Here is a 21,971-nt window from a genome sequence, read left to right as displayed (position 1 = left end):
GAGGCACCGGGCGGATTCGAACCGCCGAATACGGGTTTTGCAGTCTCGTCCATGGCGGTTGTGGCTGGTCGGATCCCGTAAAATCAGACCGTTTGCGGCCGCCTTCGGACGTCCTCGGACGACGCGCGTGGGAACAGAGTGGGAATCGCAGAGCCATCGCGCTACGCGCCCTCACTTGGCGATCGGCCACGCCGTGAGCGTCACCATAGCACGCCCGCCCGGCCACACCTCGCGGCGCAGCACCTCGAACGCGCCGCGCCCTCGGACGTAGACGAGGAAGTCCGTGCCTTCGGTCGCCCTCCCCTCGACGATCTGCGCGGTGAGGACATCGCCGCGGCTCGTGACGAGCTGCGCGCGGAGGTCCGGAGGCGTGAGCCGGTCCTGCGCGATCTCGGTGATCTTCCCGAGGTCGAACCCGCGGGGGAACTCCCAGAGCTCGAGCAGCTGGTCCGTCACCGGCGCCTCCTCCGGTAGAAGGGCCGCATCCCGCGCGGCAGTGGGAGGCGCTCTCCGCGCATTCCCCGCCGGTTCCGCTCTGCGCGGCACTCCGGCGAGCACGTCTTGGCGCGCCCGCGGAGCGGTTCGAGCCCGCGTCGCTTGCGCCGACGCTCCGCCACCGCCTTCCCGACTCCGCACACGGTACACGTCCAGCGCGCGCCGCGTTCGACACGCCGGTACCGTTCGCGCGAGCGCCGGGTCCCCTCACGCCGTACGTGCTCGTCTCGGCACTCGGGGCTGCACGTGACGGCCGTAATCTGCAAGAACGTGCCACGCGCGATCGACCGCCGGACAGCGGTCTTCCACCCGCAGCGACACACGGCGCATCGCCAGTCCACGGCCGGAGTCTAGAGCGGAACCCGCACCGTGCGTGATCACTGCGACCCGACGCCGCGGTCATCGAGGTGTGCCGGGGCTGAGCGGCTTCACACCGCGTTGCACTTGCGACGCGACTCCAAATATAGTCCCCCCTATGGCTGACGCCCACAAGGTGAACGGCGCCGTCGCCGCTGGAGAAGACATGCCCAGCTCGGCGGACCTAGTCGCGACGATCGAGGCGCTGCGGGGGACGCGAGTCCTCATGTTCGCGCCCAACGAGAAGGGCGAGGGAATTTCGAATTCCAGCTACGACAAGGTCTGGATCGCCGTTCAGGGGCTGCCGCGCGCGACGAAGCTGGACGTCATCATTCATTCCCTCGGCGGATACCCGGGATCTGCGTACAAGATCGCCCGGCTCCTGCAGGAGTTCGATGACGGGGCCGGGTTCACGGCTATCATCCCACGCCGAGCGAAGAGCGCCGCCACACTGCTTTCACTTGGGGCGAAACAGATCCTGATGGCGGAAGGCGCGGAACTTGGGCCGATCGACACGCAGATCCCGCATCCTCACGAGCCGGAGGAAAGGATTTCCGCGCTCGAGGGCATGAAGGGGCTCGAAGCGGTCAGCGGCTTTTGCCACCGGTTCCTCGACGAAACCATGATGCTGGTGCTGGGACAGACCGGTCGAGGCATTAAGGACTCCCTCAAACTCGCGACGGAGTTCGCGGCTCCCGTCGTCCGCCCCCTGTTTGAACAGATCGACCCGATGGACCTCGGACGGTACAAGCGCGCGCTCGAGATTGGACAGGAGTATGCGAAGCGCTTGCTGCAGTCCGCCGGTGGGTATACCCACGACCATGAGCGCGACATTCCCGAGAAACTCGCGAACGGGTACCCGCAGCACGAGTTCGTGATCGATGTCCGCGAGGCGGCATCCATCGGGCTTCGGGCGGAGAAGATCGAGACCTCGATCGGGATGCTCGCCAGGATGGCTGTCGCAGGCCTCCCTACAGGGCATCACGTCGGGTTCTTGGAGACAGGCGACCCGATCGCTACACTTATCCCGGTCGAGCCGACTTCGAAGCCTGCGGATGCTACGCCGGCTGCGGTTCATGGCCCATCCGATGGAGGCAGCAATGGAGTGCAGGTTCACCCTGAAGCCCAAATGTAATGAGGGTAGCGGGGCTGGTATGCCGGCGTCGCGGGCGAAGAACCCCAGGGTGGTGAAGCCGATCTCCTGGAGCGCCATCTCCACGATCCAGGAGGAGGCGCGACGGGTCTCGGAGGAGCGACGTCGGCGGCTTGGTACCGTGGCGTCGTACACCTCTCGGTAGACGCTGGCCCCATCCACCGCGTGCTCGAGGAGTTGACCGCGCGGCGACACCCTAGAACAGCACGCCGCCCAGGAGCACGGCGCGGCCCGGCCCGGCCGCCCCTGTGACGAGCGCCTCCGGGCGCCAGCCCCACAGGTCCAGCCGCCGCGCGTAGGCCGCGCCGGCGAGCCACCCCGACCCCGAGGCGCCCCCCACCGGGCCGACGCGCCAGGCGCGGTCCTGGGCGGCCTGGCAGCTCGCCGCGGCGGAGGTCGCTTCGACCGCGACGGTCACGGGAGACGAGATCGTCTGTCGGACCAGGAGCGCGCCGTCCGAGTCGCGGTTGGCGTAGAGCGTCCCCTCGAGGACGTGCGCGCCCGACGGCGCCCGGGCGACCACCAGGTCGGCGCCGAGGCGGAGCTGGTCGCCCTGGAGTAGCACGGTCGGTCGCGACGGCTCGCCCGCGGCCTGCGGCGGCCGCGGCGCGGCGGTGACCGGAGCCGGCGCCGCCTGCGCCCGCGCGACGAGCTCGGCGCGCAGCTTCCCCAGCTCCCGCTCCGCGCGCGCGAGCTCGTCCCGGAGGACCGGATCCTCCCGCTCGAGCCGCGCCCGCTCCTCGGCCACCTGGGCTGAGGGCACCTCGTGGACCACGGGGATCCCCGCGGCCTCCGCCCGCGCCTCGCCGGCGGACCGGGTGGCCGCCGCGGCGGCCTGCCCTTCGGCGTGCTCCGCCCGCCGGCAGGACCGCAGCCCCACGGCGGCGAGGAGCAGCACCAGGGCGGCGAGGACGATGGTCCGGTGCTCCCACGCCCACCGCGCGGCGCGCGCCGCACCGGGTCGGGCCGCCTCGAGGACCGCGCGCACGCTCGCGATCACGGCGCGCTCCGGTACTGCGGCCATCCGAAGTGGCCGAGGAGCACCCCGATGACGAGGACGATCACCGCGGTGACGACGATGAGGAGCCCGGGGGGCGCCGCGTACAGCGCGCGCTGCGCCGCGAGCGAGATCGAGTTTCCGGCGAGCTCACCCCGGGCGATCGCCACCAGGTCGAAGATGCCCCACACGACGAGCCCGGACGCGCCGCCCACGAGGAGCCAGGCGCCGAGACGCAAGAAGAACAGGGACCAAGCGTGGAAGGTCACGGCGTGCCCCCCGCCGTCGGCGCCGTGGTCGCCGGCGGGTTCCGCTGGCCGGCGGTGATCGCGCCGCCAAGGAAGCCGCAGGCGACCGCCACCAGCTTGATCGCCTGAACGACGCGCGGCGCGCCGGCCTCGCCGAGGATGCCGGCGATCTGGTCCGCGAACGCGACGCCGCCAGCGGCGAACGTGAGGCAGGCGCCACGGAGCCAGCGGATCGCGGCGAGCTCGTCCCAGAGCAGCGCGTGGATGATGGCCTTGATGAGCGGGATCATGCAGCCTCCGCGAGCGCCTTGCGCTCGTAGTCGTGGTCCGTGTCATAGAAGATGAACGCGCCCACCTGCCCCACGCGTCGCGCCGCCTTCGTCCACGCCGGCGGCGCGATCGACGTGTCGTGGTAGCTGTCCGCGCCCGGCACGGCGTTCTTGATCTGCCCATCGATCGCGAGCCGAGCGATCTCCAGGCACGAGAGGAACACGCCGTCGACCGCCGGCCACAGCGTGAGCTGCGGGTCGTGTGGGTCGGTGAGGCTCGAGTACTGCCACTTCTTCGAGAGCACCTCGGCCACGGTCGAGCCCCACCAACTCGGCCGAGCCACCCGGTTCATGATCGAGCACGCGACCGCCTCGATCGCCGCGCGATGCTGCCCCCGTGCCTCGCGCCACAACGTCAGGGCGAGAAGCCCGATCGACCACGTCCTCTTTGGATCCTCTGCCATCACGGCCTCCTGTTGAGCAGGAACACGAGCAGGGCGAGCGCCCCGCTCGCGACCGCCGAAACGAGCGCGCCGATAACGGCCCCGCTGACCTTCGAGGCCGAGAGGGCGCCTCGGAGCTCGCCCCGCATCCCGGCAAGCTCCTCGCGGATCGCGCCGAGTCCGGCGCCGAGCTCCTCGAGCTGCCGGTCCTGCTTGTCCTCGCGGTCCTCGAGCTGCTCGACGCGCTCGTCGAGGCGGCCGAGCTCCACGAACTCTGTGGCGGCGGGGCTCATGTCGCTAGAGCTCGATGGCCGCAAGCTTCACCGCTGTCACGTAGACAGTACCGGACCCGTTGACCTCTACCAGGACCGAGTACGTATGCGACCCCGCGGCGGGGACGTCGACGTACTGGATCGTGACTCCTGCCGGGGCCACCGCGTACCACCGGGCGACGCTCGTTCCGTCGCGCTGAAGGATCACCGACGTGCCTGCGCCAGAAGTGGCCGAGTTGTTGATGGTGGACCCAGAAGTTGCGTCGGCAGGAATTCCCATCACCATCACTGGACTGCCGTGGGTCGTAATCGTGGCGCTGAGGTTCGTGACACTCACGAAGCCCCCCGTGCTCGTCGTCGTGAAGGTGCCGGAACTCGCCGACATCACCGGTGCCCCGACACCGGCCCCGACGACAGCCCCGTCCACGTATCCCTTCGTGGCCGCGTCGCCGGAGTTGACGGGCGTCGCGAGCCCGGTGATCGAGTACGCGTTCGCCGGCAGGTTGCCTCCGAGGCCGCCCGTCAGCGTCGTCGCCCCGGTGAGGGTCGCCGTGCCGGTGACGGCCAGCGTCCCGCCGATCGACGTGTTCCCGCTGATTGACTGCGTGCCGGTGAGCACTTCGCCGGTCGAGGTCCACTCCACCCGCTTCGTTCCGCCGACGGAGAGCCCGAGGTCGGATGCGCTGATCCGGTAGAGCCCGCTGTTCGTTTCGTTCGTCCAGGAGAGCGTCGGCGCGGTCACCGAGCCGTCGGGACCACGCATCGGAGCGAGCATCCCGCCCCGCCCGGTCCGGTCGAGCGAGTTCGTGAGCTCGTTCGCCAGATCGGTCATCGTGTTGTTCATCACGGAGGACGAGATCGCCGTCCCCGGGACGAACGGGTTGCCCGCGGGGAGCGTCATCGTCCCCGAGCTGTTGCGGGCGGCGAGCGCGACGGTGCCCGTGAGGGCCAGGGCGACCCCGAGGGCGATGGCGAGTCCGATTCGCTTCATGTACCGTTCTCCTTCGTGCGAATCCTGCTGCGGGTGATCGTCGGGTTCCTGGTCTGGTCCGGCAGCATCCGGGTCATCAGCGATCACCCTCCTCGTCCGCGGCCGCGGGCGTCATCGCCGACGGCGCGAGTCGCAGTCCCGGCTTCCGCAGCGAGGCGATGAGGGCCGCGATCTGCGGGCTCATCGGGTGGGGTGTGGCCGCCCCTGGTGCGAGAGCATCGGCCGTGGTGTTCGCCAGCCATCCGAGCGTGGCGGGAAGCCGGTTTCGGGCCGCGGTCGATGCCGCGAGCGTCACGGCCGCTTCCGGCGCGCCGCCGTGCGCGAGCGCTCCCGAGGCCATGACCTTCGCCCCGAGCCCGTGCGTCTGGCGGTTCGCCGCGCGAGCGGCTCCTCTGTTCGCAGCGTTCGATGCCTCGATGATGCGCGAGAGGCGCTCCTTCACCGGCTCGAACGCGGCGGCCTCCTCGGGCGCCTTGGAGGCCTGAGAGGACACGGCGTCCTCGATCGCCTGGCGCAGCCGGCTCGCGATCCCGGTTTTCGCCTCGCCCGCGAGCGACTGCGGCCCCTCCTTCACGTACTCGGACCGCGCCGCCTGCTGGAGCGTGCGCTTCATGTTCTCGGCCTGCGCCAGCCCGAGGTAACCGGCCGCGTCGGTCGGCTTGCTCGTGAGTTCGTCCGCGGTCGAACGGAACAGGCCCGGCGTCGGGCTGCCGAGGGTGCGACCCTCGGTCGCCGTCGCTTCGGCGACGAGTTGGGCGGCGAGATCCTGCGCCTTGGGCCCGGTGACACCCTTCGCTGCGAGCGCATCGATGATCTGGCCGTACTGATCGCCGACGGCCTCACGCGAGGCACCGAGCTTCTCGGCCGCTTTCTCGACGGTCCCGAACGGACCGATCGCACCTTCCTCGTACGCGACTCGGACCGCCTCCGGCGAGAGTGGCTTGCGCGTGGCAAGCGGAGCGGTGTTGCCGGTGAGTACCTTGCGGCCCTGGGCGACCGCGATATCACGGAGCCGCGGGATCAGCGTGCGCCCGAGTGCGCCCTTCGCTGCTCCCCATGCGGCACCGGCGAGAGGGAGCGCGCTCCCCGTCAGCGCTCCAACCCCGGCCCGCGAACCGATCTCACCGGCGTCCTCACCCGAGACGAGCCCCGACACCGTGCCGACGGCCCCACCCTGTAGAGCGGCGTTCGCTGCTCGAGGGAGCAGTCCGCCCCCTCGAATCGTCGGCGCTACGGAGGCCGCGAGCCCGCCGAGCGGAGCGCCGCCCGCGATCTCCGCACCGAAACCGACCACCGGATGAGCGGCCATGCTTCTCTGGAGAGCCTCGTTTTCCTCCTTCTTCGCCGCCTGGTAACGCGCCTCCGCGCTCTTGTCGCCGCGGAATCGGCGCCAGATGCCGCGCGCCACGTCGGCCGCGGTCGTGAGCGGGTCCATCGGGCCGTTCTCGCCCGGCGGAGCGTCGGCGCCGGCGGCGTAGAGGCCGCGCAGGTGCGGGGCTCCGCCGAGCGCGGCCCCGTTCGCGGCATGCCGAATCGCCGTCTCGCCGACGCCCGGGACCGCGTGCGACGGGAGGAGTTCCGGCGGCTGCAGCGCCCCGACCTCGGGGTCGCTCGCCCACCGTGGCGTCGCCGCAGGTCGGGCCGGCTGCTCAACGACCGGATCGTCGCGCCAGCCCATTACCGCTTCCTCCGCAACTTCCCGTCGGGCCCGACGTACTGCGCCCCTGAGGGCAGCGCGTCGTACTCAGCATCGGAGGAGATCCGAGCCGGACCGGCCGCCGTCGGAGCCGGCCCGGCCGCGGTCCCGGCGCGCGCGCCGCCCGGGACGAGCTTCCAGTCCCGGCCGACCCGCTGGATCGTCCAGCCGTAGGGTTCGAGCGTGCGGCGCGCCTCCTCCGGGTTCCCGTACACCACCCGCTGGTGCTTCCCGAACCGCGCCGAGACGCCCTGGTTGAGCGCCTCCTGCGCCGCTTCCGCCTCCCTGTTCGCGCTTTCGAGGTAGAGCTTCGCGAACGCCTGCTGCCCCGCGTCCTGAGGGTGCGCGGTGATCCACTGGACGATGTCCGCGACCTTGCTGCTTCCGGTGCGCGGCGAGAGCTCCTCGATGAGCGACTGCGCCGGCTGGCCGCCGTTCGAGATGAGCCCGGCGAGCGCCGCGGCCGTCTCCCGCATGAACTGCGGCGGGATCATGGCCTTCACGTTACCGTTCTCGTCCGTGACGAGCTTGCGGAGCCGGATGGCCGCGTTGAGCCGCGCCTGGTTCCGCTGGATCTCGCCTCCGGACTTGTTCGGGTCGAAGTCGGTGCCGAGCTTCTGGAGCGCGGCGTCGAGCACCTTCCCGTAGAGACGCGGGTAGGACGCGCCGCCCCCCGTGCCGGCCGCCGGGGAGCTGCCGCCCGCGGTGGCCGGGCCCGGGAGCGGCGTGCGGCCTCCGCCGGCGGCCGAGGAAGCGCCGGGGAGGAGCGACGCGGGCGCGCCGCGCGGCGCGGCCGCCGGCGCGGGGCCCGCGGCGGGAGCGGGAGCCGGAGCGCCTCCCGGAGCTCCCGGGAAGCTGCCGAAGCCGGGACCGCCGAAGCCGGGGCGCCGGACGCCGTGGGTCCGCGGCGAGCCGTTCATGTAGTACGTGGCCCCGTCGAGCGGACTGAGGAGGTAGGTCTCGCCGGTGCCCGGGTCGGTCTTCTGCTGGAGCCGGCCCTGGAGCGCGTAGCGGAGGCCGCCCATCATGTTCGCCTGCGCAAACTTCTCCTCGACCGGGAGGAGCCGCTCGAGCACCTGGGCCGGCGCGTCGTCCGAGACGTTCGAGCCGTACCGGTGCAGCGTGTCGCGGAGCGCGGCGGCGTAGGCCGGGTTCTGGCGCGCAGCCTGGAGGTTCTGGTGCTCCTCCATCTGCGGGCCGTAGTGGAGACGCGCCTGCCCGACGTCGAAGAGCTTCCCCTCGAGCGCGTCGGCGTTGCCGGCGAGCTGCCTGCCGACCCCGGCCATGGCCGGGTCGCCGGTGATCATCCCGAGCGTGCCAGCCGCGCGCCGCGCGCGGATCGCGTTCGCCAGCGCCGACGCCTCGTTGTTCGCCGTCGCGTCGTCGCCCGCGAAGAGATCGAGGAGGTTGCCGTCCATCGTCGCCTCAGGAGAGTCCGCTCGTGTCGGGGAGGTCCGCCGAGCCGAGAGGGAGCGTCTCCGGCGCCGCAGACGACTGCGGGCCTCGACCGGCGAGGAGCTTCAGGTACGCGAGCCGCCCGGCCCCCTGCTGCCCGATGAGGCCGCTCTGCTCCTGCATCGCCTTGTGCTGCATCTGCGCCCCGATGCCCTGGCGCAGCGCCGCGGACAGGTGCTCGATGGGCGACGCGGCGACGTACGTGTTGCCGACCTGCCGGCCCTGGGGCGTCGGCGTCTCGGCGAGCCCCTGCCCCATCCCCATCATCTGCTGCTCGACCCCCATCCGGCCCGGGACGAGCCCCGCGTCGATCATGCTCTGGAGCGTCGCCGGGTCAGCGTTCTGGATCAGGGCGTAGAGGTCGTCGTCCCCGGGATTGGTTGCTGGAGGGAGCGCGGGGAACCCGCCGCCGTGCATCGAGTGGTCCATCAGCTCACCCTCCGTGCATGTGGCCGCCGCCCATCGGCATGCCGCCCATTCCCGCCATCCCGCCGCCCATCATCCCCCCGTCCGCGCCCTGGTCCGTGGGAGGCTGCATCCCGCCCTGGCGCCGCCGCAGCGCCTGGATGAAGGCCTGGATCGCCACCGGCTTCCGACCGCCGTGGCCGGCGTGCTTGCCGCCGTGGCCAGCGTGACCGCCCCCGCCCATTCCACCCATGCCCATCATCGTCGCCTCCTACATGAGGGCCGCCGCCATCATCGCGGAGCCCCCGAGCTGGCCGAGCCCGCTCATCGTCGAGTTCTTGCCCGCCTGATCGATGCCGTACCCCTGCAGCGCGCCGTTGTAGGCGGCCATCGCCGCGGGCAGGTACTGTGTCGGCTGCGCGGCGCCGGCCTGGCTGAACCCGTTCTGCTGCGTGAGCCCCTGGAGTGCGCCGAGCTGCTGGTACGGCGCCATCTGCGACTGGAGGTTCTCGCCGAACGTGAGCGCCTGGGCCTGGTTTCCGGCCGTCTGCGCCTGGTTCTCCGCGCTCGAGTAGGCGTCGTTGCGCGCCCGCTCGAGGTTTCCCATCGCGTTGTCGTAGGCCTCGGATCCCGGATCGAGCCCCTGGTTCGCGAGCTGAGCGCGCGTGGCTTCCTCGCGCTGGGACCACTCCGGATCGAGCCGAGAGGTGGCCTGCTTGTAGTAGGCGTCCGTCGCCGACTTCCGGGCCTCGTCGCCGGTCCCGATCGCGCCCTGCGCGCCGATCTGGCTCTCGAGGTTCTGCGCCCCGGCCCCGAGACCGCCGGAGAGCGCGGTCCGCTGGGACCACTCGCCGTTCGGCCCCTGCGTCCAGTACGAGGAGGCGAACGGGCTGTACTGGCTCGGGCGGTTCGCCTGCGTCTGCGCGTTCGTCGCCTGCTGCGACGACTGCGCCTGGAGCTGCGCCATCTGCTGGAAGTTCGGCGCGCTGGGCGCGCTGCCACCCTTGCCCTTGCTCATGCTGCGACCCTCCGATCCTGGTGCGCCACCCACCGGCACCGCTCGCGCGAGAGCTCGAGGAGCACGAGATCCACCCCGCGCTCCCAGCCTCCCGTGATCCGCCCGACCTCCCGGAACCCGAGGTGCTTGACGAGCCGAAGCGAGGCCCGGTTCGTCGAGAGCACCGTCGCGACGGCGACGCCCTTGCCCGCGCCGCCCGGAGGGGCATCGAACGCGATCCCGAACGCGGGACGGAGCACGTGGCGGAGCGCCGACGGGTGATCGAGCGCCACGTGCATCGACACCGCGTTCGGCGTCCAGCCATCGAACCCCACCATGGCGACGATGCGGTCCCCGTCCACCGCCTCGAGCGCGCGGAACTGCGACCCGCACACGAGCTGCGCGCGTTCGGCGATCCAGCGGTAGTGCTCGGGAGGCGCAGCGCGGACGACGATCACAGGATGCCTCCCGTCTCGTACGCTACGTCGATGCCGGTGAGGGTCATGCGCGACGACGCGGCGCCCCGGATCGCGATGGCGATCTCCGGCGCGCATCCCGCCGCGCCGAACACCTGCTGCTGCGCCTGGTAGTCTCCGCCCCACACCGCCTGATCCCACTTCGCGATGTCCCAGACCGCGCCAGCTGCCCCGCCGGCGAGCGCAACCTGAGGCGGCGCTCCCTCGGACCGGTCCCATCGGAACTTCGCCTGGGCCTGGTACGGGATCGCTCCGCCCTGCGAGAGGATCGTCGCGCGGATCGCGTGGATCCGCTTCTGCGCCGCGCTCCCCATGTTCGTGAACGCCGAGAGGAGGCTCCAGTTGATCGGCGCGTAGGAGTTCGGGTTTGCGAGCGTCACGCCATCGACGTACCCGTCGTTCGCGCAGATCCGCCCGTCCGCCGTCCCGAAGTAGAACGTCCCGTTCCACGGCTCGGCCGCGATGCTCATGGGCATGTCGCGGTACTGGTGCCAACCCTTCGTGGTGAGGCTCATCACGAGCTGCTGCGACGGCTGCCCCGCCGCGACCGGCATAACGACCATGAGCGCCGCGTCGAGCGGATGCAGACGCATCGCCCAGCCGCGCAGCGAGAACGTGGATGCCTGGAGCTGGTTCCAGAGGTTCGCGATCTTCGCCGTCTGGTACTGCGTCCGCTCGTAGAGGACGCTCCCCGACGTGAGCTTGGAGAGCGGGAGGATCCCCATCGAGCTCATGACGAGCAGGTCGCCGCCGAAATCCGTGCACAGCCGGCGGCCGGCGGGAACGGCACCGACCGACCACACGCCCGAGAGCGCGAAGCCGGAGGCCTGCGAGGGATCCCACCCCTTGTAGATCAGGACGTCGCCGCCGCCGGAGACGGCCACGAGCGCGTCGTCGATCCCGCTCCCGCCGTCGTACGTCCAGCTCCACAGGCCGCGCAGGTCGCCGCCCGCCTTGAACCGCGAGCCGAAGACGAACTTGCTCGCGGCGCCGTAGAGCGAACCGACGGGCAGGTACCACGCGTGCTGCGTGTCGCGCTCCACGAACCAGAGCCGGTTCTTCCAACTCACCACGGACGCGAACTTCGTTGGGTCCCCGACTGACACCTGCGAGGCGCCGGTGCCCTGCGTGACCTTAGTCCAGGTCGTGCCCTGCTCCGAGTACGTGTAGTAGCCGTTCGCCTCGTCGGTGTAGAGCAGCCAGTGGCTGCCGTTCAGGTCCGTGAACGCGGTGCACACGCCGTAGCCGCTGTCCGCGTTCTGCGTGGGGAAGGTGACGACCTTCGTCGGCGCCCCGGTGGAGGACGAGACGTCCCAGATCCCGGTCTGCGTGCACGCGAACATCCGGTTCGACGCGCCGTCCTTCGTCGAACCGGTGAACGGCAGGATCGAACGAGGCTCGCCGTCGAGGCCGGTCACCCACTCCCGCCAGCCGAGGCGAGATCGGAGGCCGTACTCCGCGCCGATCAGGTTGTACGAGTAGATCGAGTCCGACGCGGGCATGTCCAGGCCCGCGCTCACGGTGTTGATGCCGCCGATCGGCGCGGACGCGCTGAACCAGCGGGTTCGGTTCGGATGGACGCGAGGAGTGCGGCGGGGGATCAGCACGTCAGGCCCCCGGAACCCGCACGATGCTCACGCGGTTCGCCGATGGAGAGGACTCCAGCCCGGCCGCGCCGCCGGAGTCCTGATAAAATTGAACATCCACCTGGTCCCCGGCCGCGAGCGAGACGTAACCGCTCACGACGCAGTACGTGAGCCCAGCAGCAGCGTTCGCCGCCAGCCGATTGCCGCGCTGCACCTCCGCGCCGTTCCTCCGCAGAGTGATGATGCGCTGGCCCGTGGTACCACCGCCCCCAACCGTAGCCGCGACGTGATAAAGCCCCGAGATCGGCGCCGTGAAATGCCACGCCGAACCAGTGGTGACTGCCGCGATTGGATCCAGTTCCCTTGTATCGAAGTTGATGGTGGTCCAAGCCGCGTTCGGGATGCTCTGCCCCGCGACTGTGTTGTAGATCGCAGCCACCGGGTTGAGCTGCGACTGCCCTGCGGCGAGAGCGCTGTAGACCTTCGCCGGGATCGTCGCCGCGCCGAGGTCCACCTCCTTCGCGACCGCTGCGCCGATCGCGAGAACCGCCGCGGTGAGCTGGTCGAGGCTCGTGCCGGTGAGCGCCCCGGCCGCCGGCGCGCCCGGCAGGATCGCCAGGATCGCGGCGCGGAGCTGGTCGAAGTCGTCGTCCTTCCAGTACCGCGCCGGCTTGGGACCCGGGAGCGCCATCGCGTCAGCTCCCGAAACCCGTCAGCGGCAGGTTCGCGTTGTCGATGAAGCGGTCCACCGCCGTGCGCCCGGTCCCGACGAGCGAGAGCGTGGGCGCGCCGGTGCTCTTCCCGATCGCGTGCTCGAGCTTCGCCTCGTACCTCTCGGCCGCGGCCGCGGTGTCGAACCCCTTCGCCTCGAGCCAAGCGAGCTTGAGCGCGGCGATGGCGAGCTCGGAGTCGTAGCAGACCACGTCCGTCCCGATCGTGGGCGCGGCCTTGTCCGGCGCCGCGGCGCCCGCGCTCTGTACCCAGCGCGACGACTCGTACTCGAACGCGATCGTCGTCCCGGCCGGCACCGCCATGCCCGGGTTGATCTCGAGGTTCCCGCCGGCCTGGCGGAAGACGACCGAGATGTACATCCCGAGCGCGCGCGCCTTGAGGTACTGCCACTCCTGAGATCGCAGCGGACCGATGAGCGGGAGGCGCGCCGACCGGTTCCACCCGCTCTGATCGATCATCTCGTGGAAGTCGGCCGGGAGCGGGTACACGTTCTGGCCAGCGACGGTGACGATCACGCACTCCTGCCGGAGCTGCGGCCAGTTATGCTTGCCGTTCAGGTCGTCACCGACGGAGGTGAGCAGTTCGCAGAGCTGGACGAAGTTCGGGTCCTGAGACGCGAACGGGTCGTTCGCCTGCGCGACGGACACGCCGAGGAGCCCGAGCTGGATCGCCGCTCGGTTGACGATGTTGCCCGCCGTGTCTAACTCGGGCAGCGCCGCCATGGCCTACCCCTGAGCCCGCCGGCGCACCGTCGGCGCCTTCGCGCGCGGGGCCGGCGTGACCTCGACGGGCTCGCACTCCGGCTCCGACGCGGGCGTCGCCGGGACGGCGGCGCGCTGCGCCTCGAGCGCGGCGAGCCGGGCCTTGAGCTGCTCGATCGCCTGGTCGCGCTCGGCGAGCTGCGCGCGCACCTCGGCGATCGGGGCCGCCTTCTCGGCCGCCGCGAGCCAGTCGCGCGCCTTCTGCCGGTCCTCGTTGAACCCGAGGAACTTCTGCGCGTGCACGTCGGCGAGGTTCGCGAGCTCCTCGATCGTCTTGATCGGGGCGAGCGGGAAGTTCTTGAACTCCTCGACCCGCGCCTTCGAGAGCCCGGGCAGCATCTCGATCGGCGTGCCGACGGTGGTGTCCTGGCCCGTCTCGAACGCGTGCCACTCCGCGGAGAACTCGTCCTTGTCGTGCGGGTAGACCTCGCGGTCGATGATGTTGCTCGCGTCGCCGGGCGTGAACTTCTTGATGTAGGGGACCGTCTTGAAGATCGGGCGCCCCGCGCCCGGGAAGCGCTTCTTCTCGATCCGGATCGACCCGTCGTCGTTCAGGACCTCGCGTTCCTCGGTCCAGCCGTGCGTGGCGCGCTCGTCGAGCACCTCGCGCGCGTAGAAGACGGCGCGGCACTTCCCGTCGTTCGCCCACGCCTGGTTCCAGCCGTCCATCTGCCTGACCGCGCTTGGATCGACGAACGCCATGCGTCACACCCTTGCCCAGGGATCCGAGGGCTAGAGGAGCCGGCCGGGCGCCCTGGAGACCCGGCCGGCTCCGACCTGCGACTACGGGTTGCCGCCGGCGACCGGCCAGAGAAGCTCGGCCGTGCCGACGTTCGACGCGTTGCCGGTGACCTTGATGATCACGCCCGGGACACCGTTCGTGGCGCTCGCGGTGGTGAGGATCCGGCCGCCCGTCGCCGAGAGGTACGGGATCGCCCCGACGACCGACGCGCCGTTGCCGAGGTTCGCCGCGTCGTGGACGCCGCGCACCAGGACCCAGCCGTACCGGCCGGCCGCACCGGTCCCCATCGAGATCCCGACGAGCCCTCGGCCGCCGGCGGCCGCCTGCGCGGCGGTCATGTTGTAGCGGTCGACCACCACGAAGTCGCCCGGCGCGGTCGCGCCGGTGAACTTCACGTACATCAGCTCGCCGACTCCGAACGCGTTCGGACCGATGTCGATCGCCTCGGCGATATACCCGAGCTCCTGGGCCTGCGCCGCGTCGGTCTGGCACGCGCCGGAGAGCGGGGCCGAGAGCGTCCAGGTGACGGTATTGTCCACCAGCGCCGACGGCACCGGGCCGAGCGCGACCGCGGCCGCGGAGGCACCGGCGGCGCCGTTGTTCGTGAACAGGAACCCGCCGTTCACGACGGTGACGCCCGCGGCGTAGTTGGTGCCCGGCTTCCACTGCGTCGCCCCGAGAGGCGGCGTGGCGTTCGGGCCGCCGGTCGTCCCGAACTTCTCGTCGATGAACCGGTAGTTGACGGACCCGCTGACGATGGCCATGTGCGATCTCCCTCGCTACCCGTTGAAGTAGCCCTGGAACATGCGCCCGGAGCAGGTCGCGTTGCCGGCCCACGCGAGCACCGTCGCGCTGACGTCCTGGTTCAGCGCGTACCGGTTCTCCGGCGAGAGCGTCACCATGTTCCGCTCGCTCGAGGGCCGGTACTTCAGGTACTTCGTGTTCAGGAAGAACCCCGTCCAGCCCGGGCAGAAGCCGCCGATCCCGCCGTCGAGCACCACGTCGGCGCCCTTGTAGCGGTAGCCCTGGAACCCGAGCTGCCCGAGCTTCGCCTCGGTGAAGCGCTGGAGCGGCTGGAGGCTCGCCTCGAACGCGGCGTACAGGTTCGCGTCGTAGAGGATGAGGTTCGGGACATCCTTCCCGCCGCGCGAGCACTTCGCGTACAGGAGGTTCATGTTGGCCTGGATGTTCGCGGCCGTGGTCGTCTGGCCGCCCGGGCCGCCGACCTGGTTGCGCCAGAACGGCCACTGCGCCCCGTCGATGTTGCCGTAGATGCCCACGGCCGGATTCGCGACGACCGCGGTGCCGAGCCCGTTGATCGACTTCCCGCCCTGGAGCGTGCCGTCCGAGTAGAGGCCCTGGGCGATGAGGTTCGCCATCGACGCCTTGGCGACGCCGACGCGACCGGTCACGAGATCGATGATCGCGTGCTTGCCCGAGTTCTGGATCTTCTCGAGGCCGGTCACGATGACCGCGCAGGCCGCCTGCTTCCACGGGTACTGCGCCGCGGAGATCACGTCCTGCTGCGCGATGGAGAGGAGATCCTGCCCGCTGTACCACTGGGCGTTGCCGTTCGCCTGGAACGACAGCTCCTCGAAGATCACGACGCCGCCCGAGACCTCCTCGATGCGGTCGCCTTCCTTCATCTGCGTGAGGACCGCGTTGTTCGCGGTCACGTTGTCGCGGATCTCGCCTCCGCGGTACTCGATGGTGGTTGCCACCAGGTCGGTGACGTTCGGGAACGCCAAGAGACACCTCCAACTCGCTTCGATGGTCGCGACTCACTGCGCGTTGACGGGACCGCCCCGTTCGCTCGCGCCCCGTCGCGGGGGCCCTTCTCATCGAAGCGGGTTGGCCGTCCGGCTCCCGCCTGCTGCGGTGCTACACGCGCCCCTCGAGCTCCTCGAAGACGCGCTCCGTGATCTGCCGCGGCGAGAGCTTGCCCGTGTTCCTGGGTGCCTCGACCGCTGGTGCGCTCCGGATGCTCGCCGCCGCCGCCCGGGTGCGCTGCGTTGAGGCTCGCGCCTTCGCAGCCGCCTGGGCGGCTCGCCGCTGCTCGTACACCGGCGAGACGTCCGGGTTCATCTGACAGGCCAGATGGTAAGCCTGCTCGAGGTCCTGGTCCGTGACCTCGCGCTTCCCCTGCCTCGCCCAGACGTCCAGCACGTCCGCCATCTGGGTCGCCACGTCGTCGTAGAACTCGTGGCTCTGCGCGAACGACCCGGCGCGGTCCTCGGCCGCGGCGACCTGCTCCGTCGCCTCCCGGCGCTGCCGCTCCTGGGCCTGGGCGAGGAGCTGATCCACCCGCGGGTCGCGGAACTGCTGCGGCTGCTGCTGCGGCCCCGGCGCGGCGCGCCCGCTCATCCGGGCGACGAGGGCGCGATCGAGCGGCGAGGAGAGGTTGCCATTCGCGTCCTGGCTGTCCGGCCGGAGCAGGTCCGGGCCGAACTGCATCACCAGGGTCGCCAGGAGGTCGGCCTTCTGGTGCGGCGGCGCGTAGGTGAGCGCATGCGCGGTCTGGAGGAGGCTCCCGACGTACGCCACCGGCTCGGCGCCGGCCGCCCGGATCTGGGCCTCGTAGGGACGGAGCGCCTCCTGGAACGCGCCGCCGCTCTGGCGGAGCTGGGCGTTCTCCTGGAGGACGCGCGTGGTCTCCCGGTTCACCCGGGCGATCTCCTCCTGCACGTCAGGCGGCAGGCTTGCGAACTTCTCGCGGAGCGCCGGCTTCCACGACTGCGGCGCGCGAGCCCCGGGCGCCGCGGCGGCAGCCTGCTGCGGCTGCCGGAGGGCCGGTGCGGCCTGGCCGGGCGCGGGCTTCGCCGCGGGCGCCGCGGCCGGCTTGGCCCGGGGCTGCGGCTTCTCCTTCGCGAACCGGCCCGACTCGTCGCGGGAGCGGCCAGGACGCTCCTCCGCGCCCTCCTCCTCGCCCCGCGGCTCGGGCTCGGCGTGCTCCTGGGGCGCCTCGGCGGTCTCGTCGCCACCCGCGAGCTCGTCGAAGGCGCGCTCGGTGATGTCCCGCGCGCTCTCCGCGGGCTCGGTCTCGGTGATCTCGGTCTCGGTCTCGTTCAGGTTCACGGCTCGAAGCCCTTTCCGCGGCGCGCGCGCTCGGCTTCGCGCTTCGCCCGCACCTTGTCGTAGTCGCGCTGGCGCATCTCGACGATCGTGCCGAGCGCGCGTTCGGCGGCCTCGCGCCCCCGCTTCTCGTCCGCCGCGGTCGCGTAGCCCTCGGTGTAGAAACGGTCCCGCTCGGCGCGCTTCTGCGCGTACACGCCCTTGAAGTCGCTGGACGGAGCGAGGCCGTTTCGCTCCATGTACTCGTGGTACTGCGCGCGCGAGCCGACGACCGTGCCGTCGGTCATCACCTGGTTCTCGTAGAACCGACCTGCCATCACCGGCGCGTCGATCGCTCGCGAGGCGTGGTACTCCGCCGCCGGGACGCACTTCCCGAGCTCGGGGTCGTAGATGTACCGGCCTCGCTCGACCCGCTTCCGCTCGCCGAAGACGCGCTCGTAGCCCTCGTCGAAGGCCTTCGTCTCCGCCTGTGAGACGATGGGCTCACCGGCTGCCATTCCTCGGGCCATCAGCGCTCCGCGTCCCTGAGCTGCTGGTCGATCATCGCCATGCGCTGCCGCTCCTTCTCGATCGCGTCGCGAGGCATGACCGCCTTCGGGAGGCGCTTCGAGACCTCCTCGGACGTCGCCCGCGCGTTCGCTGCGCGTGCGTCGAGCTCGGCGTCGGACTCGGGCGGCGGCGAGAACCGCTTTCGAAGCGCCTGGATCATCGCGTCGATGGGACTAGCCACCGAGCTCCTCCTCGTCCTGGTCGGGCTCCGGCGCCCGCTTCCTCCTGAGCGCCGCAGCCATCGCCTTCGTCGAGTGCTTCTTCCCCTTCACCTTGTCAGCCGCGATGAACTCCTTGCCGACGGGCTTGGGAATCCCGATGGTGCCGTCGCCGTGCGCGGCGGCCTCCATTGCGTTGTGCTGCTTCCTCGACACGGACGGCATGGCTACGCCCCCGGAGTAGGCGACGGCGCGGAGGTTGCCGGTGGCGTGCTGGCGGCGAGCTTCGCCTCGATCTGGGACACCTTCGCGGCGAGCGCGTCGCGCTCGCCCTCGAGGGCCGCGATCCGCTCCTGCGCGTCGGCGACGCGCCGCTCGGCCGCGTCGAGCGCGGCCGCCGCGTCGGCGCGCTCCGCGTTCCGCGCCGCCTCGGCGCGGGCGAGGGCCTCCGCGCGCTCCCGCTCCGCCTCGGCGCGCGCGGCGTCCCGCTCGGCCTCGGCGGCCCCGACGTGGCGCAGCACCTCGTCCACGATGCCGGGCCGCCCGGTCTGGTTGATCGCTTCGATCAGCTCGCTTCTCGTCATGTCACGCCCCTTCACCCGGCATGGGCTCCGGCACCGGCGCGGTCGCCGCGTTCACAGCCCTGAGCGCCTCGGTTCGCTGCTTCGCTTCCTCGCTCTGGATCCCCATCGCGTGCTCGTGCTGCGCCCGCTGCATCTCGAGCCCGGTCTTCATCGCGTGCGCCTTCACGTCGACGACCGCCTGCACGACCCCGAGCTTCGCCTTCGTCATCTCCGCCTGGCCCTTCACCTGCGCGGTGAGGAGCTTCGGATCGGGCGGCGGAGGCTGTGGAGGATTCGCCGCGGCCTGGGCGGCGATCTGCTGCACCTGGCCGACGAACTGGTTGAACACCGACTCGATGTCCGACCCGCCCCGGATGCCCGCCATGAGCCACTGCGCGGTCTGGAAGATGAACTGCACCGCCGCCTGCATGGCCTGCGGTCCCGCGCTCGAGGCGAGCTGCAGGAAGGGCATCGTGCTCTGGAAGTAGCCGCCGAGCGTGGTGATGATCTCGGTCCGCTCGGCCTTCTTCATGCCCCAGTCGGTGAGCGCGATCGAGTCCGGCTTCACCTCGATCCGGTACTGCATGTACTCGTCGCGGAGCACCGCGAGCGCCTGCTGCGCTAGCCCGCGGTTCGGCGTGCGCAGCACGTTCGACCGCTTGACGATCGTCTCGTCGTCGAAGTGCTTGCAGACGATCTCAATCTCGAGCTTCTTCAGGTCGGACGCGAACCGGGCGATCTCGTCCTGGCGGCGCTGCATGCGCACGCTCGCGAACTTCGCCTCGATCGCCGAGGTGGTCGCGGTCTCGTTGCCGGCCTGCTGCCCGCGCACGATGTCGGAGAAGCCGGAGATCTCGTCCGCGATCTGCTTCGCCTCGCGGCGCATCTCGCGGAGCTTGTCGAGGGCGCCCACGATCATGTCGAGCGGGAGCCAGTCGATCGCGCCCTTGACGCCCCCCTTCTCGACGAAGCGCGCCCAGCCCTCCACCGCGATGAGCTCGTTCTCCGTCGACTCCGAAACGAGCCGCTGCACGGCCTCCGAGGTCTTGTCGTAGACTCCGGCGACGCGGCACGCGCGCGTGATGCGGTCGATCCGCGTCGAGAGGTCGTCGATCTCACGGTAGAGGTCCTGAACGAGCGCGTAGTCGGACCGCGGCATCACGGCGTCGGTGGTGAGGTTCGCCATGAGCGGGCGCGGGTTCGGCCAGAAGCCGTCCAGCTCGAGCGGATCGCGCACCATCCCGTTCGGCTCGACGTCGACGCCGGCGGGAGCGATCACGCGCTCCATCCCCTTGCACCAGAACCAGACCCCGCGGCGCTCCTTGTCCCAGATCTCCCAGACCTCCGCGCGCGACCACGGGTCGGCCTTCATCGCGTCCGTCTCGCCGGGCGTCGGTTCGGTGCCGCCGTCCTTGTCGCCGCGCGAAAACGGCATGCGGACGCCGACCTTCTCGCCGAAGATCTTGAGGCACTCCTCGCGCGAGAGGTGGCTCCGGAACGCCTCCCACCGCACGTCGTGCCAGGTCCGCGCCGGCGACCACCGGAAGTCGCGCCAGTGCACGTACTCGGTCCGCACCCGCTCGCTGTCCGGGCGCTTCATCTCGCCCGCAGGCACCTCGGGGGCGAGCTCGTTGCCTTCCTCGTCGAGCTGCGCCTCCTCGCCGGGCACCTCGTCGAACTCCACCTCGTAGCGCAGGCGGGCGATGCCGAGGCCCGGGCGGAGCAGGTCCGAGACCGCGTACTCGACCGCCGCTGCGTACGTGTCCGAGTCGCTCCCGATGTCGGTATTGGCGAGGCGGTCGAGCATGGACGCTGCGACGCGCGCTGGGTCGTCCATGAAGTCGGAGAAGCGGCGGGAGACGTCCACCTTCGGTGTCTTCCCGTACAGCATCGACTCCTGGGTCTGGACGTTCGAGGTGTAGACGTTCACCCGGACGCTCTCGTTGTCGCGCTGCTCGCGCCGGTCCAGGAACCGCTTGATCGTCTCGGTGCCCTCGCGATCGAACTTCTCGCGGTTCTTCGCGGCGGCCTCGAGCTCCATGCGCCAGCGCGCGGCCCACCCTTGAGGCGAATCGGAGAAACGGCGCTCGCCCGCCTTGTCGACTGGATCGGCCACCTACACCCTCCTCGTCCGCTGCGCCTTCGGCCGCATCGTCCAGAGCTCGTCCATCGTGATCGTGCGGAGGTCACGCGCTGCCGGCGGCGGAGGGACGATCGCGGCCCCGCGCGCGATGAGCCGAGTCTCCTTGGCGACGCACGCGACGTACCGGAAGGCGTCCGCGGTGTGCGAGCTCCAGTCGTGCTCCGGGCGCCTCGAGAAGGCCCGCGCCTCCTCGTCCCACGCGTAGTGGTACGAGCGCAGCGCCTCGATCCCGGCGGCGCACCGCTCGTGGAAGCGGACCGGCTGCTCGAGGAGCCAGCGCGCCGCCTGGATGCCGTCGAGCAGCGAGAGCTCGGGGCCGATCGCCACCCGATCCGCGCCGTACCGGACGACGAACTGCTCGAGGATCGACGAGCCGGTCTGGAGCGTCCTCGCGCGCGCGTCGTGCGGCAGCCAATGCTTCACGTACTCGTAGCCGCGCCGGTCCACCTCATCGAAGTAGTGCGAGAGCGGCTGCCCGTGCGCCTCGTAGTGGTCGATCAGGTCCGGCACGCCATGCTCGTTCACGCGCCAGAACCAGATCCCCGTGGCGTCGCTGAACCCGAGGTCCCAGCTCGTGAACACGCCATCGGTCGGGTGCTTGAACTTCCCGATCCCGCCGCGCTGCTCGAGCTTCTCGATGAGCGGGCCGAAGATCGAGCCCTGGTCGTTCGACGGGTACTCGCCGTCCACGTAGGACTTGATCCACTCGGCGTCCTTCCCGACGACGAGCCGGTCGTAGTAGCCGGGCGGGAGGTTCTCGAGGTTCTCCGCCTCGGGGCTGCGGCCGCCGGGCTGCTCGAACAGCTCGTACAGGTCGCGATCTTCCTCGCGCACGCCCTGGTGGAGCGTGAACAGCTTGTACCCCCAGTGCTGCTTGGCCCAGGGGTTCGTGTCCATCCAGATCCCGGACCACGTCGGGCCGCCGCTCTTCTTCGCCGGGAAGCGACCGACGCGCTGCTCGAGCACGTCGACCACAGCCTTCGGGATCTCGCGACTCTCGTTCACGTACGCGCCGGTGAGCTCGAGCGAGAGGAGCTTCTTCACGTCCTCCGGCCGGTTCAGTGAGCGGAAGAGCACCTCGCAGTGGACGGGGTGCTCGCCGTCGCTCCACTCGCCGACCCAGGTGAACGCCTGCTCGTTCCAGGACCCGATCTCGGCCGGGACCCACTCCTCGAAGGTCTTCCGCGTCGTGTCCCGGAGCTGCGAGTACGTGTTGCGGATCACGACCCAGCGCGAGCGCCTCACGCCGTCGGGCCCGGGCGCCTGGCGCATGGCGCGTCGCAGCAGCTCGATCACGCACGCGGACGACTTGCCGGAGCCCACCGGACCGACGACGCAGCGCACGAACGCATCCGACCGCTGGAAGCGGCGGAGCGTGGGCGCTGCGACGTAGCGGCGGGCCTCGGCCACG

27 protein-coding genes are annotated in these 21,971 nt (G+C 70.8%); 1 reads left to right on the top strand and 26 read right to left on the bottom strand.

Annotated features, from left to right (window positions below; translation table 11 throughout):
• Positions 1–171: 171 nt before the first annotated feature.
• Positions 172–456, bottom strand: a complete 285-nt coding sequence (locus MNZ27_RS14840) for a hypothetical protein (protein ID WP_242394866.1) — start codon at positions 454–456, stop codon at positions 172–174.
• A gap of 514 nt (positions 457–970) precedes the next feature.
• Here MNZ27_RS14840 and MNZ27_RS14835 point away from each other — a divergent pair.
• Positions 971–1,987, top strand: coding sequence for an SDH family Clp fold serine proteinase (locus MNZ27_RS14835; protein ID WP_242394865.1), 1,017 nt, complete (start codon positions 971–973; stop codon positions 1,985–1,987).
• Positions 1,988–2,201: 214 nt separating this feature from the next.
• Here the strand turns inward: MNZ27_RS14835 and MNZ27_RS14830 are convergent, their stop codons facing one another.
• The 25 genes from MNZ27_RS14830 to MNZ27_RS14710 form a co-directional block, all read right to left on the bottom strand.
• Positions 2,202–3,005, bottom strand: coding sequence for a hypothetical protein (locus MNZ27_RS14830; RefSeq protein WP_242394864.1), 804 nt, complete (start codon positions 3,003–3,005; stop codon positions 2,202–2,204).
• Entirely contained in the window at positions 3,002–3,271 is a 270-nt protein-coding gene (locus MNZ27_RS14825; RefSeq protein WP_242394863.1) for a hypothetical protein, read from the bottom strand. Before MNZ27_RS14825 ends, MNZ27_RS14830 begins: the two co-directional genes overlap by 4 nt.
• On the bottom strand, positions 3,268–3,540 hold the full coding sequence (locus MNZ27_RS14820; protein WP_242394862.1) for a hypothetical protein: 273 nt from the start codon (positions 3,538–3,540) through the stop codon (positions 3,268–3,270). The genes MNZ27_RS14825 and MNZ27_RS14820 overlap by 4 nt, the downstream gene beginning before the upstream one ends.
• Complete coding sequence (locus MNZ27_RS14815; protein ID WP_242394861.1) at positions 3,537–3,983, bottom strand: cell wall hydrolase; 447 nt, start codon at positions 3,981–3,983, stop codon at positions 3,537–3,539. Before MNZ27_RS14815 ends, MNZ27_RS14820 begins: the two co-directional genes overlap by 4 nt.
• Positions 3,983–4,255, bottom strand: a complete 273-nt coding sequence (locus tag MNZ27_RS14810) for a hypothetical protein (protein WP_242394860.1) — start codon at positions 4,253–4,255, stop codon at positions 3,983–3,985. Before MNZ27_RS14810 ends, MNZ27_RS14815 begins: the two co-directional genes overlap by 1 nt.
• 4 nt (positions 4,256–4,259) lie before the next feature.
• Complete coding sequence (locus tag MNZ27_RS14805; protein WP_242394859.1) at positions 4,260–5,312, bottom strand: hypothetical protein; 1,053 nt, start codon at positions 5,310–5,312, stop codon at positions 4,260–4,262.
• Complete coding sequence (locus MNZ27_RS14800; RefSeq protein ID WP_242394858.1) at positions 5,302–6,903, bottom strand: hypothetical protein; 1,602 nt, start codon at positions 6,901–6,903, stop codon at positions 5,302–5,304. The genes MNZ27_RS14805 and MNZ27_RS14800 overlap by 11 nt, the downstream gene beginning before the upstream one ends.
• Positions 6,903–8,339 carry a hypothetical protein gene (locus tag MNZ27_RS14795; protein WP_242394857.1) on the bottom strand — a complete coding sequence of 479 codons (1,437 nt, stop codon included), beginning with the start codon at positions 8,337–8,339 and terminating at the stop codon, positions 6,903–6,905. Before MNZ27_RS14795 ends, MNZ27_RS14800 begins: the two co-directional genes overlap by 1 nt.
• A 7-nt stretch (positions 8,340–8,346) precedes the next feature.
• A complete protein-coding gene (locus MNZ27_RS14790) occupies positions 8,347–8,805 on the bottom strand; it encodes a hypothetical protein (protein WP_242394856.1) in 459 nt (152 codons plus the stop codon).
• Between the two features lie 4 nt (positions 8,806–8,809).
• The gene (locus tag MNZ27_RS23655) at positions 8,810–9,040 is read right to left on the bottom strand and encodes a hypothetical protein (RefSeq protein WP_277957962.1); all 231 of its coding nucleotides are present in this window, start codon (positions 9,038–9,040) and stop codon (positions 8,810–8,812) included.
• A 12-nt stretch (positions 9,041–9,052) separates the two neighbouring features.
• Entirely contained in the window at positions 9,053–9,799 is a 747-nt protein-coding gene (locus MNZ27_RS14780; protein WP_242394855.1) for a hypothetical protein, read from the bottom strand.
• Positions 9,796–10,236 carry a GNAT family N-acetyltransferase gene (locus MNZ27_RS14775; protein WP_242394854.1) on the bottom strand — a complete coding sequence of 147 codons (441 nt, stop codon included), beginning with the start codon at positions 10,234–10,236 and terminating at the stop codon, positions 9,796–9,798. Before MNZ27_RS14775 ends, MNZ27_RS14780 begins: the two co-directional genes overlap by 4 nt.
• The gene (locus tag MNZ27_RS14770; protein ID WP_242394853.1) at positions 10,233–11,756 is read right to left on the bottom strand and encodes a hypothetical protein; all 1,524 of its coding nucleotides are present in this window, start codon (positions 11,754–11,756) and stop codon (positions 10,233–10,235) included. Before MNZ27_RS14770 ends, MNZ27_RS14775 begins: the two co-directional genes overlap by 4 nt.
• Before the next feature lie 106 nt (positions 11,757–11,862).
• Positions 11,863–12,531, bottom strand: coding sequence for a hypothetical protein (locus tag MNZ27_RS14765; RefSeq protein WP_242394852.1), 669 nt, complete (start codon positions 12,529–12,531; stop codon positions 11,863–11,865).
• Positions 12,532–12,535: 4 nt separating this feature from the next.
• On the bottom strand, positions 12,536–13,294 hold the full coding sequence (locus MNZ27_RS14760) for a phage adaptor protein (protein WP_242394851.1): 759 nt from the start codon (positions 13,292–13,294) through the stop codon (positions 12,536–12,538).
• A gap of 3 nt (positions 13,295–13,297) precedes the next feature.
• A complete protein-coding gene (locus MNZ27_RS14755) occupies positions 13,298–14,035 on the bottom strand; it encodes a hypothetical protein (protein WP_242394850.1) in 738 nt (245 codons plus the stop codon).
• Positions 14,036–14,116: 81 nt separating this feature from the next.
• Positions 14,117–14,839 carry a hypothetical protein gene (locus MNZ27_RS14750; RefSeq protein ID WP_242394849.1) on the bottom strand — a complete coding sequence of 241 codons (723 nt, stop codon included), beginning with the start codon at positions 14,837–14,839 and terminating at the stop codon, positions 14,117–14,119.
• 15 nt (positions 14,840–14,854) lie between these two features.
• A complete protein-coding gene (locus tag MNZ27_RS14745; RefSeq protein ID WP_242394848.1) occupies positions 14,855–15,823 on the bottom strand; it encodes a phage major capsid protein in 969 nt (322 codons plus the stop codon).
• Between the two features lie 133 nt (positions 15,824–15,956).
• Positions 15,957–17,150 (bottom strand): hypothetical protein, encoded by a 1,194-nt coding sequence (locus tag MNZ27_RS14740; protein WP_242394847.1) that lies wholly within the window; start codon positions 17,148–17,150, stop codon positions 15,957–15,959.
• A complete protein-coding gene (locus tag MNZ27_RS14735) occupies positions 17,147–17,644 on the bottom strand; it encodes a hypothetical protein (protein WP_242394846.1) in 498 nt (165 codons plus the stop codon). Before MNZ27_RS14735 ends, MNZ27_RS14740 begins: the two co-directional genes overlap by 4 nt.
• 11 nt (positions 17,645–17,655) lie before the next feature.
• On the bottom strand, positions 17,656–17,877 hold the full coding sequence (locus MNZ27_RS14730) for a hypothetical protein (RefSeq protein WP_242394845.1): 222 nt from the start codon (positions 17,875–17,877) through the stop codon (positions 17,656–17,658).
• Positions 17,870–18,070, bottom strand: coding sequence for a hypothetical protein (locus MNZ27_RS14725; protein ID WP_242394844.1), 201 nt, complete (start codon positions 18,068–18,070; stop codon positions 17,870–17,872). The genes MNZ27_RS14730 and MNZ27_RS14725 overlap by 8 nt, the downstream gene beginning before the upstream one ends.
• Before the next feature lie 11 nt (positions 18,071–18,081).
• Positions 18,082–18,438, bottom strand: a complete 357-nt coding sequence (locus MNZ27_RS14720) for a hypothetical protein (protein ID WP_242394843.1) — start codon at positions 18,436–18,438, stop codon at positions 18,082–18,084.
• A 1-nt stretch (position 18,439) separates the two neighbouring features.
• The gene (locus tag MNZ27_RS14715; protein WP_242394842.1) at positions 18,440–20,533 is read right to left on the bottom strand and encodes a hypothetical protein; all 2,094 of its coding nucleotides are present in this window, start codon (positions 20,531–20,533) and stop codon (positions 18,440–18,442) included.
• Entirely contained in the window at positions 20,534–21,970 is a 1,437-nt protein-coding gene (locus MNZ27_RS14710) for a phage terminase large subunit (RefSeq protein WP_242394841.1), read from the bottom strand. It lies immediately after the preceding gene.
• Position 21,971: the final 1 nt, after the last annotated feature.

The organism is Anaeromyxobacter oryzisoli, assembly GCF_022690765.1.
Lineage (GTDB): Bacteria > Myxococcota > Myxococcia > Myxococcales > Anaeromyxobacteraceae > Anaeromyxobacter > Anaeromyxobacter oryzisoli.
The sequence above is the reverse complement of the archived record's forward strand: the minus strand, read 5'-3'. Positions and strand labels throughout refer to the sequence as shown.

Coding starts and splice junctions, on each gene's coding strand:
- MNZ27_RS14780 (WP_242394855.1), bottom strand. CDS start 9,799: ATGAGCAAGGGCAAGGGTGGCAGCGCGCCCAGCGCGCCGAACTTCCAG.
- MNZ27_RS14815 (WP_242394861.1), bottom strand. CDS start 3,983: ATGGCAGAGGATCCAAAGAGGACGTGGTCGATCGGGCTTCTCGCCCTG.
- MNZ27_RS14800 (WP_242394858.1), bottom strand. CDS start 6,903: ATGGGCTGGCGCGACGATCCGGTCGTTGAGCAGCCGGCCCGACCTGCG.
- MNZ27_RS14820 (WP_242394862.1), bottom strand. CDS start 3,540: ATGATCCCGCTCATCAAGGCCATCATCCACGCGCTGCTCTGGGACGAG.
- MNZ27_RS14835 (WP_242394865.1), top strand. CDS start 971: ATGGCTGACGCCCACAAGGTGAACGGCGCCGTCGCCGCTGGAGAAGAC.
- MNZ27_RS14755 (WP_242394850.1), bottom strand. CDS start 14,035: ATGGCGTTCGTCGATCCAAGCGCGGTCAGGCAGATGGACGGCTGGAAC.
- MNZ27_RS14750 (WP_242394849.1), bottom strand. CDS start 14,839: ATGGCCATCGTCAGCGGGTCCGTCAACTACCGGTTCATCGACGAGAAG.
- MNZ27_RS14795 (WP_242394857.1), bottom strand. CDS start 8,339: ATGGACGGCAACCTCCTCGATCTCTTCGCGGGCGACGACGCGACGGCG.
- MNZ27_RS14810 (WP_242394860.1), bottom strand. CDS start 4,255: ATGAGCCCCGCCGCCACAGAGTTCGTGGAGCTCGGCCGCCTCGACGAG.
- MNZ27_RS14760 (WP_242394851.1), bottom strand. CDS start 13,294: ATGGCGGCGCTGCCCGAGTTAGACACGGCGGGCAACATCGTCAACCGA.
- MNZ27_RS14720 (WP_242394843.1), bottom strand. CDS start 18,438: ATGACGAGAAGCGAGCTGATCGAAGCGATCAACCAGACCGGGCGGCCC.
- MNZ27_RS23655 (WP_277957962.1), bottom strand. CDS start 9,040: ATGGGCATGGGTGGAATGGGCGGGGGCGGTCACGCTGGCCACGGCGGC.
- MNZ27_RS14765 (WP_242394852.1), bottom strand. CDS start 12,531: ATGGCGCTCCCGGGTCCCAAGCCGGCGCGGTACTGGAAGGACGACGAC.
- MNZ27_RS14735 (WP_242394846.1), bottom strand. CDS start 17,644: ATGGCAGCCGGTGAGCCCATCGTCTCACAGGCGGAGACGAAGGCCTTC.
- MNZ27_RS14770 (WP_242394853.1), bottom strand. CDS start 11,756: ATGCCCGCGTCGGACTCGATCTACTCGTACAACCTGATCGGCGCGGAG.
- MNZ27_RS14790 (WP_242394856.1), bottom strand. CDS start 8,805: ATGGACCACTCGATGCACGGCGGCGGGTTCCCCGCGCTCCCTCCAGCA.